Below are 11,837 nucleotides of genomic sequence, written 5' to 3'. Positions count from 1 at the left end.
GCGTCCGGCCATTGCGGCGTCCAGTTCTTCTGGCCCGTCAGCGCGCCCCTGACGACCTGGGCGAAGGAAAAATGCGTCATGGGCCGGGCCTCCGTTGCGAACGATGCGCCGTCATGCCCGAAAGGCCCCGAGTCGGTCCTGTACGATCGCGTCGGAATCGCTGTATCCGGACGACAGGCCGCCCCGCGTGGAGCCCCCTCCGCCGCTGGTCGCGGCTAGGAGCCGAAGCTGAGGGAGAGCTTCGCGCCGAGGATCGGCGCGGGGTCGTAGTCGCGCCGGTCGATGGTATCGCCACCGCTGTCCTTCAGCGTGAGCCGCCCGCCGATCTCCATGCCGAGGAAGCCGGTGAGATCGACCCCCTCCCCCGGGCGGTAGGCGGCGGTCGCGACCACCGACGTCACCTTGTCCTCGCCGATGCCGCCCGGCGCCGGGCCCTCGTCGTCGAGCCTGAATTCGGTGCTGTCGAAGCGGACGAAGAGGCCGGTCGAGAGATCGTCGCGGAGCCTGTAGTTCAGGCCGATCCCCGGCCCCCGGGACGCGCCGAAACCCTGGCCGTTGCCGATGCTCAGCCGCTCGGTGACGCGCCAGTCGACGAGCAGGAACGGGAATACCTCGTAGCCGTCCTCCGGCGCGAGCCGCGTGAATACGCCGAGCCCGGGGCCGGCGCTGAAGCTCTCGCCGAAGCGCCAGCTTGCCCCGAGGATCACGCCGGCGGTCTCGCCCTCGTCGAGGTCGACGCCGCTCTCGCCCGCGTAACGCAGGCTCGGCACCATGACGACGGTCGCGCGGGAGAGGCCGACGATGATCGGGAGCGACAGGTTGTACTCGCGGATCCCGCTCCAGGGATCGGCCGTGTCGTCGAAATCGTATTCGGACAGGCCGGCGCTCAGGGCGAGGCCGATCGAGTCGCGCCCGCCGAGCGAGCGCGAGACGCCGAGGCCGACGATGTTCCGGCTGACGGAGAAGGCGCCGCCGCCGTCCATGTCGCGCGCGCCGCGATAGATGGTCTCGGCGTCGAAGGCGGGGCTCCAGCCGGGGGCCGGGGCCGGCTGGGCAAGGGCGGGCGAGGCGCCGAGCGCCAGGCCGATCACCGCGGCGCGGATCGGTCTCGCATGCCTCATCGCGGTGTTCCCTCCCTCACCTTCGGGATGGAGTCTTCCAGCCCCTGCCCGGGATAGTGGCGGCTCGCGCCGCGCGGCACAACCCCGGCGTGCCGTCGAGCGCGGCGGATCAGCCGGGGACGACCTCCGCCGGGATCCATTCGGCTTCCGCCGCCGCCATCATCAGCGGGCCGACCCCCTTCGCATCATCGGCCACCACCGCCTCGCTCAGGTAGTAGCCGGGCGTCCCGTCGCGATAGGGACCCGAGAGCGCGCCGAGCCCGGCTACATGGCAGATGCCGGTCAGCCGCGAGACGCCCTCATCCGGTACCAGCCGGGTCCGCGCCAGCGCGTCGAGCGCCCGCAGGCCCCGGCGGCGCAGATCCTCGGCCCCGGCCCCGGTCGCGAGCCCGAGCCGGGCGGCGCGCAGGAAGGCATAGGCGAACATCGCGCTGGCCGAGCTCTCCTCGTAATTGCCCGGCAGATCCGGCGCGTCGAGCACCTGCGGCCAGAGGCCGGAGGCCGCCTGCCGCGCGCCGGTCGCGGCGAGGATCGCGCGGGTCCGGGCGCGGAGCGGGCGCGTCGCCGCGTCCTCCGGCAGCAGCGTCAGCGCGTCGACGAGCGCCATGGCGAGCCAGCCCATCGCCCGCGCCCAGACGGCGGGCGAGCGGCCGGTGACGGGATCGGACCAGCGCTCCGTCCGGCTCTCGTCATAGCCGTGGACATGCAGCCCGCCCGCCGTCTCGGTGAGCGCCAGCGCGGTCGCGAACTGCGCCAGCGCGTCGCAGGCGCGGGCGGGATCGCCCTTGGCGTGGGCGTATTCGATCTGGAACGGCAGGCCCATGTAGAGCCCGTCGAGCCAGAGCTGCCGGGGATAGCGCTTCTTGTGCCAGTAGTTGCCCGAGGCGATCCGGGGGTGGCGGTCGAGCTGCGCGGCGAGCCGGTCGGCGGCGGCGAGATAGCGCGGATCCCCCGTCGCCTCCGCGAGGGGAAAGAGCACGCGGCCGGCGAGGATGTTGTCGATGTTGAAATCCTCGGGGTCGTAGCCGGCGAGTTCGCCCGCCGGCCCGATCTGCGCGTCCGCGAGCCGGGCGAGATGGGCCGACCAGCGGGGATCGCCGGTCGCCTCGGCGAGGAGGGCGAGGCCGCGGTAGACGCAGCCGTCCTCGTAGCACCAGGCGCCGCCCTTGTAGGGCGCGTAGGAGGCGGCGAAACGGTCGAAATAGGAGAAAAGGGTCATTTCGCGGGCTCTTCCTCGTGAAGCGTGATGGTCTCGGCGGCGATGAGCTCGGCCCTGTCGCAGGTGATCTCGGCCGACTCGGCCAGGATCATCGCGTGGCGGAGCGGCCGGATGTGGTCGGCCATGACCGGCGGCGCCGGGCGGGCGTCGGGGTCGAGCGAATGGACGCGCACCCCGCTGACGCGGATGCCCCGGATCGGCGCCTCGGGCAGGCCGAGGAAACAGCCGGCGGCGTGGCGGAGGCCGTGGATCTCGACCTCCTCGACGCTGATCCCGTCGATCTCGGGCGTGAGTTCGCTCACCGGCGCGGGGTCGCGGCTCTGCACCCAGGGGGCGTGGCCGTCATGGTCGCAGAAATAATGGGCGTTGGCGGAGAGCGCGGTCTCGACCCCCTCCATCCGGACCCGGCGCATCGCGACGGCGGTGACGCGCCCTCCCCTGCCCCGCCGGGTCTTGAGCCGCAGCCCGCGGTCTGTGCCGACCATCTCGCAATCCTCGACCGTCACCTCGTGGACGCCGCCGGACATTTCCGAGCCGATCACCACGCCGCCGTGGCCGCGCTCCATCAGGCAGTGGCGGATCGCGACGCGGCGGGTCTCGGCGAGGTGGTCGTCCTCGCCCTCGTCGCCCCGCTTGCCGGCCTTGATCGCGACGCAGTCGTCGCCGACCGAGAAGCGCAGGCCCTCGAGCGTCACGTCGCGGCACATCTCGGGGTCGAACCCGTCGGTATTCGGGCTGTCATCGGGGGCCTCGATCCGGAGGCCATAGGCGGCGAGGCGGTCGCAGTTCTGGGGGTGGATGGTCCAGCTCGGCGCTTCGCGGATCGTGAAGCCGAGGAGGGTAACGTCGCGGCAGCCGATCAGGTGCAGGCCGCGCGGGCGGCGGGCGCCGTCGCGGGTCTCCTTGGGCCAGTTCCACCAGTCGCCTTTCGCGCCCGAGCCGTCGAGCACACCCGGCCCCTCGATGGTGAGCCGTTCCGCGCCGATCGCATGGACCGGCGCGGCGAAACAGGCGGCGGGCAGCCCCTCCCAGCTTCCGAGCATCGCGCCCGAGGCGTCGCGCGCGGGCAGGATCGGCCAGCCCTCGCGGCGCGATGGCGCGCGGAGCGTGGCGCCGGGCGAGAGGCGCAGGATCATGTCGCTCCGGAGCGCGACCGGCCCCGCCACCCAGTCGCCGGGCGGCAGGATCAGCGTGCCGCCTGGGGGCAGCGCCCCGATCGCCGCCGCGATCGCCGCGGCGTTGCGGGCGGCGGCCCCCGCGTCGTCATGCGCCGCCGCCACGAGCCTTTCGGGCTCCCGCGCGCCGGGACAGGCGGGCGTCGCGAAATCGAGCGGCGCGAGCCCGGCCACCTCGAGCCGCCAGGCGGTGGCGGGGCTGAGCGCGTCGAGCATCAGCACCGCGGTCTCCGCCCGGCCCGCCACCGCGGGGCCGCGGTCCGGAACGAGGCGCCAGTCGCGCGGTTCGGGCAGGTGGTAGAGCGCGCCGGGCACAGGCAGCCGGATGGCGGCCGCGCGAGGCGTGGCCGCGAGCAGGACGGGACGGATCATGGGCTCGCCTTCGCGAAGCGACGGATCCGGCGGACGGGACCGCCGGACCCGTCGCGGGGTTACTCGTATTCGGCGAGAACGTCGTTGGTGCCGTCGATGATCTGCTCGGCGGCGTCCATCGCGTCGATCTGGCCGTAGGCGTATTCCTCGAGCGTGTCGATGAAGTTGCCGCGCACCTCGGTATGCTCGTTGAAGGGCGAGATGACCGGGCCGCTCGCCGCCATCACGATGGCATTGGCCTTGACGATCTCCGGGTCGATCCTGCCCTCGAGCCGCGCCGCCGCGACCTTCGAGGCCGGAAGCCCGCGCGAATCGCCGAGCGCGTCGATCCCCTCGGGCTCGTTCAGCAGGCAGTTCACGATCCGCGCCGCCGCCTCCTGATGCTTCGAGTTCTTCGAGATCGAGAACACCATCGAGGGCTTGCGATAGGCGCCGTCGGTCACCGCGCCCTCGACCGTCAGCATCGGGACGGGCTCGAGCTTTTGCCCCTCCTTGAGCGGATCGGCGTATTTGGACCAGGTCGAATCCCACTCGTAGGAGCCGGCGATCTCGCCCTCGGCCCATTGCGGCTTCTCGAAGAGGTTGACGTTGCCCTCCGAGGCCTCCTGCTTCTGCGACTTGATCGCGCCGGTCTCGACCAGCTTGCCGAGGAAATCGATCCCCTCCGCCAGTTCCTCCGGCGTCCAGGCAACCTGGTTGGTTTCGGGATCGACCAGACCCTTGCCGGTCTTCTGCGTCACGAAGAGCGTCACCAGAAGCTGCGCCGTCTCCTTGACCGCGTTGAAGGTGTAATAGTCGTCGCCGAGCGCGGCCTTCACCTTGGGCGTCGCGGCGAGCAGTTCGTCCCAGCTGGTCGGGACCGGAACGCCGGCGCGCTCGAAGGTCGTGGTGTTGAAGAAGAAGACGCGGCCGGTGTTCGAGACCGGGATGCCCTGCAGCACGCCCTTCATCGAGCCCGCGTCGAGATCGGCGTCGCTCCACTGGCCGAGGTCGATGCCGGGAAGCTGGCGCAGGTCGGCGAAGCCGGTGCCGTCGCGCGAAAAGAGCGGCAGCCAGGGCCAGTTCACCTGGACGATGTCGGCCTCGGTGCCGCCCGCCATCTGGGTGGTGAGCTTCTCGAGATAGCCGTCGAAGCCGGTGAATTCGCCCTTCACCGTATGGCCGTGCTTGTCGCCGCAGGCCTTGAGCGCGGCCTGCGTTGCGACATGGCGGCTGTCGCCGCCCCACCAGGACATGCGGAGCTCGTCGGCGCGGGCCGGTCCCAGCCCGAGCGTGGCGATGGCGGCGCCGGCGAGGAGCGCGGCTGACGCGGTGATCTTCATGGTTTCCTCCCTTTTCTTATGCCGCGAGGCGGCTCGGGCGCAGCGAGACATTGCCGCCGCCGGACTTGTCGAAGACGTGGATATGCTCGGGCTCCGGCCGCAGGTGGATCCGTTCGGCCCGGCCGAGCGCCTCGTATTGCGCCGCGCCCACCACGGCGACGATCGGGCGGCCCTCGAGATCGGCGTGCAGATAGACCTCGTGGCCCATGAACTCGGCATTGGTGAGCCGCGCGGCGAGGCCGCTCTGGGCGAGGCCGAGATGCTGCGGCCGGATGCCGAGCACCGCCTCGGCGGGGAGGTCGGAGAGCCGGTCCGTGACCTTGGGGCCGAGCGGAGTCCGCTGGCCGCCGATCACGAAATCGCCGCCCTCGATCCGCCCGTCGAGCAGGTTCATCTCGGGGCTGCCGATGAAGCCGGCGACGAAGAGGTTCGCCGGGTGCTCGTAGAGTTCCTTCGGCGTCGCCACCTGCATGATCCGGCCCGCCTGCATCACGCAGATCCGGTCGCCCATCGTCATCGCCTCGGTCTGGTCGTGGGTGACGTAGATCACCGTCGAGGACAGGCCCTCGGCCTTCAGCCGCCGGTGCAGTTCGGTGATCCGCACCCGCATCGAGGCGCGAAGCTTCGCGTCGAGGTTCGACAAGGGTTCGTCGAAGAGGAAGACGCCGGGCTTCTTGATGAGCGCGCGGCCGAGCGCCACGCGCTGCGCCTGCCCGCCCGAGAGCTGCTTCGGCAGCCGGTCGAGCAGCGGCTCGATCTCGAGGATGCGCGCCACCTCGGCGATCGCCGCCTCGATCTCGGGCTTCTTCCTGCCGGCGATCTTGAGCCCGAAGGCGAGGTTCCCGCGCACCTTCATGTGCGGATAGAGCGCGTAGTTCTGGAACACCATCGCGATCGAGCGCTTGCCGGGGGCGAGGTCGTTCACCCGCTGCCCGCCGATCAGCACCTCGCCGCCGGTGATCTCCTCGAGCCCCGCGACCATGCGCAGCGTGGTCGATTTCGCGCAGCCCGAGGGTCCGACGAAGACCATGAACTCGCCGTCCGCGATGTCGAGGTCGATCCCGTGCACGGCCTTCACCGTCCCGCCATAGACCTTTTCGAGATTCCTGAGTTGAACGCGTGCCATCAGCCCTTGACCCCTCCCGCCGAGATGCCTTCGATGAAATACCGCTGCGCCGCGAAGAAGATGACGAGCGCGGGGGTGATGGTCAGCACCGACATCGCGAGGATGCGGTTCCATTCGAAGGCCTCGGTCGTGTCGATTGAAAGCTTGAGCGCGAGGCTCACCGGATATTTCTCGACCGAGCTGAGATAGATCAGCGGGCCGAGGAAGTCGTTCATCGTCCACATGAACTGGAACAGGCAGACCGAGATCAGCGCGGGCGCCAGCATGGGCACGACGATATAGACGAGCGTCTGGAGCGAATTCGCCCCGTCGACCCGCGCGGCTTCCTCCATGTCGGCGGGGAGCGAGCGCAGGAACTGCACCAGCATGAAGACGAAGAAGGCGTCGCCCGCGAAGGCCGAGGGCACCCAGAGCGGCAGGAAGCTGTCGAGCCAGCCGAGGTCGCGGAAGAGCATGTATTGCGGGATCCGCGTCACCACGTTCGGGAGCAGCAGGATCGCGATCACGCTGGTGAAGAGCACCTTCTTGAGCGGGAAGTCGAACCGCGCGAAGGCGTAGGCGGCCATGGTGCAGGAAATCGCCGTGCCGATGACCTTCGGCAGGATGATGAGGAACGAATTCCAGAAGAACCGCCCGAAAGTATAGGGCGTCGAGGTCCGCCAGCCCTCGATGTAGCCGTCGAGCGTCGGGTGCCTCGGGATGAAGCCCGCGCCTGAGAAGATCTCGGCGTTGGTCTTGAAGCTCGCGCCCACGAGCCAGATCAGCGGGTAGAGCATCACGAGCCCGACCGTGAAGAGCATGAGGTAGCGCAGGGCGGCGGAGAGGGCGCGGAGGCGGGCGCGGCGCGCGGCCCGGGCCTCGTTGAAGCCGTCCATGTCCATGTCGGCGTGGATGTCCATGATCAGCTCCGCTTGTCGCCGGCGTAGTAGACCCACTTCTTCGACGACCAGAAGGCGACGAGGGTCAGCACCGTGATGATGACGAAGAGCACCCAGGCGATGGCCGAGGCATAGCCCATGTTGAACTTCTTGAAGGCTTCCTCGTAGATGTAGAGCGGCAGGAGATAGGTGGCCTTGAGCGGCCCGCCCTGGGTGATGATGTAGGGCCCGTTGAACTCCTGGAACGCCTGGACCATCTGCATGATCAGGTTGAAGAAGATGACCGGCGTCAGCAGCGGCAGCGTGATCGCGAAGAAGATCCGCGTCTGCGAGGCGCCGTCGATGCGCGCCGCCTCGTAGAGCGACTTGTCGATCGACTGCAGCGCGGCGAGGAAGATCACCATGGCCGAGCCGAACTGCCAGCAGCGCAGCAGCGTGATCGTGAAGAGCGCGTTGCCCGGATCGCCGAACCAGTCCACCGGGCCGAGGCCCACGAGGTCCAGCGCCATGTTCGCAAGCCCCTCGCTCGCGAAGATGTAGCGCCAGAGCACCGCGATCGCGATCGAGCCGCCGAGGATCGAGGGCACGTAGAAGGCGGTGCGGAAGAAATTGATGAACCGCAGGCGGTAGTTCAGGATCGCCGCGATGAAGAGCGCGAAGGCGAGCTTCAGCGGCACCGTCAGGAAGACGTAGAGCAGCGTGACGTTGAGCGATTTCCAGAACGTCCGGTCCCGCGTGAACAGCTTCACGAAATTGTCGAAGCCCACCCATTTCGGCGCGCTCATCAGGTCGTATTTCGTGAAGCTCAGATAGAGCGAGGCCACGAAGGGGATCATGGTAAAGACCAGCAGGCCGACGACATAGGGCGTCAGATAGGCGAGGCCGAGCGCGCGCTGCGATTTCATCCGCGCGCCTCCACCGGCCGGACGCGCCGCGCCATGGCCCGCCATTCTCTTGAAGAAAAACGCATTTTCTCCTCCCTGATCGAAGTCTTTCGTCGCGCGCCCAAGGGGGGCCGCCGGCCGGTCGCTTCGATGTTTCCTCCCGGGGAGGCCTTCGGGCGCCTCCGCTTTGAGGATGACTTAACGGGAATCGAAGGCCAGAATGAATTGACGAAGGGGCAGAAAAAGATGGACGAAATCGAAGGCGGCATCCTGTCGGCGATTCCGGCCTCCGCGCTGACCTTGACGCTGACGCGCGCGGCGATCCGGATGGAGCATTCGCGGACCTGGTCGATCGACAAGACGAACCCGGTCGAGGATCTCGTGATCTGCCTCGAGGGGGTCGGGCATTACCTGATCGACGGCGAGCCGCGCGAGATGCGGCCGGGCGAGGCGATGCTGATCATGCGCGGCCAGCGCTTCCAGGGCTGGAACGAGGGGCCGGAGACCTATCGCGGCGTGGCGCAGCATTTCACGCTCGACATTCACGGCCGGCACAACCTGCTGACGCAGATGGAGCTGCGGCCCCGGGTCGCGCTCGGCCGCTGGAGCCTGCTCGGGCCGCTGGCCCGGCATTACCGCCAGACCGCGCCCTCGGCCTCGGTCACGCTCTCCCAGCATCATCTCTTCATGGTGCTGCTGATCGCCTATGTGGAGGACGCGTTCCTGACCTGGCGCCGCGACGCGGCCTATCCGATGGAGGGCGCCGATGCGATGGATCTCGCGGTGATGAAGGCCGCGACGATGATCGCGGCCAATCCGCTCGACGACGGCATCGCCCGGGAGGCGGTCGAGGCGGCGCCCTACAATCCCGACTATTTCCTGCGCGCCTTCCAGAAGCGCCTCGGGCTCACGCCGCGCAAGTATCAGGAGCGGCGGCGGATGGAGCGGGCGATGCATCACCTCGAGGCCGGGCTCTCGGTCGCGGCGACGGCGGCGGAGGTGGGCTACGCCGATCCCTACTATTTCTCGCGGATGTTCAAGCGCGTGCTCGGCCTCTCGCCGCGCGATCACCTGCGGCGGGTCGAGATCAGCCGCCACGGCGGGATCATGGCCTATGACGAGCCCGACCAGTCCGCGCGGCTGGGCGACATCGCCGGCCAGAGCGGCGCGTGACGGGGCGGGACATGGAGGGAGCATGGCTCGACCTGACCCGGCCGCTCGACGCGGATGTGGCGATCTATCGCGAGGGGAGCTATTCGGACCCGCCGTTCACGGCGGCGCTCTGGGCGGACCGCGCGGCGCAAGGCTACGAGGTCTGGCGCCTGACGATGGGGACGCAGACGGGAACCCATATCGACGCGCCCTGCCATTTCGCCGCCGGCGGCGACACGCTCGACAAGCTGGGCGCGGGCGAATGCGTCGGCACGTTTCGCAAGGTCACGGCAGGGCAACTCGCCGCGCCCGGTTTCCGCCTCTCCGGGACGGGCGAGACGCATCTTCTGATCGACGCCCGCGACGGGGCCATGGCGGCGCCCGGGGCGGTGGAGGCGCTGCTGGCGCGCCCGGCCAGGATCGTCGTGACGGTCGGCGCGCTCGCGCTCGATCACCCCGATCCGTTCCGGTTTCACCGCCGGCTCGCGCAAGCGGGGAAATACCTCGTCGAGGACACGCTCGGCGACGTTGGGCCGCTGCCCGAGACCGGCGAGATCATCACCCTGCCGCCGCGGCTCGTCGGCGTCAGCGGCGCGCCGGTCCGCGTCCTGATCCGGGGCGGGGCGTGAAAGTCCCGTCGCCGGTCGCGGGGACCGGCGCCGGGAATGGCGGAGCGCGCCTCAGGCGAGGGCGGAGGCGGCGCGGGTCACGGCCGAGAGACCGGCCTCGACCGGGGCGAGGCGGATCTCGACCCGCTCCGCCGGGCCGTCGCGCAGCGCGGCGAGCACCGGCCCGGAGGCGAAGGCGGCCGCGCTCCCGGCGTCGCGGAACAGGTAGAGGCTCGTGCCCTCCCCCGTTTCGGGTTCGAGCCCCCAGATCTTCCAGGCGAGGCCGGGGGTTTCCGCGATCCGCTCCGCCACCGCGCGGGCCCGCGCGCGGAAGGCCTCGACGGGGACGCGGAGCCGGTAGGTCACGGTGACGACGGTCTGGCTCATGGTCGGTTCTCCCTCTCCGGCCCGGCAGCGGCGGGAACACCGGGCGTGGCACATCGGCGTCTCCTCACGCGGCGCGGGCGGAGCCGCGGCCGAGCTGCGCGACGAGCAGCGGCTCGTTGATCCGGAGCCAGGTCTCGGCGATCCGCCCCTCCTCCATCCGGTAGAGCGCGACGCCGTCGAAGACGACGCGGGCGTTGTCCGGCGCGATGCCCCGGAACGGCCCGGTATGCGTCGCGTGGATCTTCCAGTGCGCCGAGACGAACTCCCCGGTCGCGACCGTCGCCAGCGTCTCGAAGCTCATGTCGCCGAACGACTGGCGGAAGACGCGGAAGAAGGTCTTGTAGCTCTCGCGGTCGCCGAACTCGCCATCCGGAAAGCCCGGAAAGCCGTGGCAGCGGATATGCGGGACCACGGTCTCGTCGATCACCGCGATGTCCTCGATGTCGGGCGAATGGGTGCCGGCGAGAAAGCGGGCGACGGTGGCCCTGTTGCGCTCGATGATGGTCATGGGATCTTCTCCTTTCCTGGTGTCGCGGTGTCAGTCCTGGCCGCGGACCGCGCGCCGGATGCCGGGGCGGGCCACGCCGATGTCGCGCAGCAGGTGGTCGTCGAGCGCCTCGAGCCGGGCGATGTCGCGGCGGAACCGCGCCTCGCGGGCGAGCCGGCCGAGGAACGTGCCGGGCGCGCGCGGGTGGTGTCGGGTCGTCATGGCGATGTCCTTCCGGATGGGGGCTCAGGCGAGGATCGCCTCGACCTGGGCCACGGTTTCAGGGGTGATGGCGGCGGTGACACCGCGGCCACAGGCGGTGGCGAGGATGCCGGTCAGCGCGCGGATGTCGCGCGCCACCGGCAGGTGGCCGGAGAGCACGAAGGCCGGGTCGAGCCGGTCGAGCGCGCGGAGCGTCGCCCCGAGCGCGCCCCGGTCCATCCGCGCGAGCCAGGGCGCGTCGACCGAGGACCAGGCGACGAGCCCGTCGCGGAGGTCGCCCGCCCCGATCTCCTCGATCGCGCCGACCGCGCCGCCGAGCAGCGCGCCGAAGGCGTCGGCGGTGAAGAGCACCCGGTCGGTCTCGTCGAAGAAGCCCATCGTCTCCGGCGCGTCGTAATAGGGCGGCTTCACCTGGCGGAGCCTCCGGCCCCCGACCTCGAACACCTCGCCGGGTTCGAGCAGCCGGAGCCGGTCCGGATCGCCCGCCCCCATCAGCCCCATCTTCCCGGCGCCGAGGAAGCTGGTGACGACCCGCGCCTTCGGGGCCCGCGCGAGCAGGCGGTCGAGATTGCCGATGTGATCGGCGTCGGTATGGCTGAGCCAGATCCAGCGCAGATCCTCGAGGTCGATCTCCTCCGCCAGCCGCGCGAGGAAATCCTCGGAGAGCGCGGCGAGGCCGGTATCCACGAGAAGCGGCTCGCGCCCCTTCAGGAGGAAGGCGTTCACGGCGAGCGCGCCGAGCCCCGGAACCGGAAGCCAGGAGGGCAGCGCGCGCCACGCGCCGGCGATGGCGTGGGCGGGATGCTGGAAGGGCGTGTCAACGGGCGTCATTCCAAAACTCCATTTCAGTGAACGTATGTGTTTAATGAATGCGGTGTCTACAC

At 70.0% G+C, this 11,837-nt stretch carries 13 protein-coding genes; 2 read left to right on the top strand and 11 right to left on the bottom strand.

Going from position 1 to position 11,837, the window contains the following annotated elements; all coding sequences use genetic code 11:
* Nucleotides 1-215: 215 nt before the first annotated feature.
* From FJM51_RS16350 to FJM51_RS16320, 7 genes are all read right to left on the bottom strand, one after another.
* A complete protein-coding gene (locus FJM51_RS16350) occupies nt 216-1,121 on the bottom strand; it encodes a hypothetical protein (RefSeq protein WP_140455213.1) in 906 nt (301 codons plus the stop codon).
* A gap of 109 nt (nt 1,122-1,230) precedes the next feature.
* On the bottom strand, nt 1,231-2,340 hold the full coding sequence (locus FJM51_RS16345) for a glycoside hydrolase family 88/105 protein (protein ID WP_140455212.1): 1,110 nt from the start codon (nt 2,338-2,340) through the stop codon (nt 1,231-1,233).
* Nucleotides 2,337-3,887 (bottom strand): polygalacturonase PglA, encoded by a 1,551-nt coding sequence (gene pglA, locus FJM51_RS16340; protein WP_140455211.1) that lies wholly within the window; start codon nt 3,885-3,887, stop codon nt 2,337-2,339. The genes FJM51_RS16345 and pglA overlap by 4 nt, the downstream gene beginning before the upstream one ends.
* 59 nt (nt 3,888-3,946) lie before the next feature.
* Nucleotides 3,947-5,209 carry an ABC transporter substrate-binding protein gene (locus tag FJM51_RS16335; RefSeq protein ID WP_140455210.1) on the bottom strand — a complete coding sequence of 421 codons (1,263 nt, stop codon included), beginning with the start codon at nt 5,207-5,209 and terminating at the stop codon, nt 3,947-3,949.
* Nucleotides 5,210-5,225: 16 nt separating this feature from the next.
* Nucleotides 5,226-6,335 (bottom strand): ABC transporter ATP-binding protein, encoded by a 1,110-nt coding sequence (locus tag FJM51_RS16330; RefSeq protein WP_140455209.1) that lies wholly within the window; start codon nt 6,333-6,335, stop codon nt 5,226-5,228.
* A complete protein-coding gene (locus FJM51_RS16325) occupies nt 6,335-7,234 on the bottom strand; it encodes a carbohydrate ABC transporter permease (RefSeq protein ID WP_233713157.1) in 900 nt (299 codons plus the stop codon). Before FJM51_RS16325 ends, FJM51_RS16330 begins: the two co-directional genes overlap by 1 nt.
* 2 nt (nt 7,235-7,236) lie before the next feature.
* The gene (locus FJM51_RS16320) at nt 7,237-8,118 is read right to left on the bottom strand and encodes a carbohydrate ABC transporter permease (RefSeq protein WP_140455208.1); all 882 of its coding nucleotides are present in this window, start codon (nt 8,116-8,118) and stop codon (nt 7,237-7,239) included.
* A 225-nt stretch (nt 8,119-8,343) separates the two neighbouring features.
* Here FJM51_RS16320 and FJM51_RS16315 point away from each other — a divergent pair, with 225 nt between their 5' ends.
* Both FJM51_RS16315 and FJM51_RS16310 read left to right on the top strand, forming a co-directional pair.
* The gene (locus FJM51_RS16315) at nt 8,344-9,270 is read left to right on the top strand and encodes a helix-turn-helix domain-containing protein (RefSeq protein ID WP_140455207.1); all 927 of its coding nucleotides are present in this window, start codon (nt 8,344-8,346) and stop codon (nt 9,268-9,270) included.
* A complete protein-coding gene (locus tag FJM51_RS16310; protein WP_140455206.1) occupies nt 9,267-9,878 on the top strand; it encodes a cyclase family protein in 612 nt (203 codons plus the stop codon). Before FJM51_RS16315 ends, FJM51_RS16310 begins: the two co-directional genes overlap by 4 nt.
* Nucleotides 9,879-9,929: 51 nt before the next feature.
* Here FJM51_RS16310 and FJM51_RS16305 read toward each other — a convergent pair whose 3' ends face one another.
* The 4 genes from FJM51_RS16305 to FJM51_RS16290 form a co-directional block, all read right to left on the bottom strand.
* Complete coding sequence (locus tag FJM51_RS16305) at nt 9,930-10,244, bottom strand: YdhR family protein (protein ID WP_181164595.1); 315 nt, start codon at nt 10,242-10,244, stop codon at nt 9,930-9,932.
* A 64-nt stretch (nt 10,245-10,308) separates the two neighbouring features.
* Nucleotides 10,309-10,752: an ester cyclase gene (locus FJM51_RS16300; RefSeq protein ID WP_140455204.1), complete on the bottom strand. Its 444-nt coding sequence runs from the start codon at nt 10,750-10,752 to the stop codon at nt 10,309-10,311.
* A gap of 30 nt (nt 10,753-10,782) precedes the next feature.
* Nucleotides 10,783-10,953 carry a YjiS-like domain-containing protein gene (locus tag FJM51_RS16295; RefSeq protein ID WP_140455203.1) on the bottom strand — a complete coding sequence of 57 codons (171 nt, stop codon included), beginning with the start codon at nt 10,951-10,953 and terminating at the stop codon, nt 10,783-10,785.
* A 24-nt stretch (nt 10,954-10,977) separates the two neighbouring features.
* Nucleotides 10,978-11,784 (bottom strand): MBL fold metallo-hydrolase, encoded by an 807-nt coding sequence (locus FJM51_RS16290; RefSeq protein WP_140455202.1) that lies wholly within the window; start codon nt 11,782-11,784, stop codon nt 10,978-10,980.
* Nucleotides 11,785-11,837: the final 53 nt, after the last annotated feature.

This window comes from Amaricoccus solimangrovi (assembly GCF_006385685.1).
In the GTDB taxonomy this organism is placed as follows: Bacteria; Pseudomonadota; Alphaproteobacteria; order Rhodobacterales; family Rhodobacteraceae; genus Amaricoccus; species Amaricoccus solimangrovi.
The sequence above is the reverse complement of the archived record's forward strand: the minus strand, read 5'-3'. Positions and strand labels throughout refer to the sequence as shown.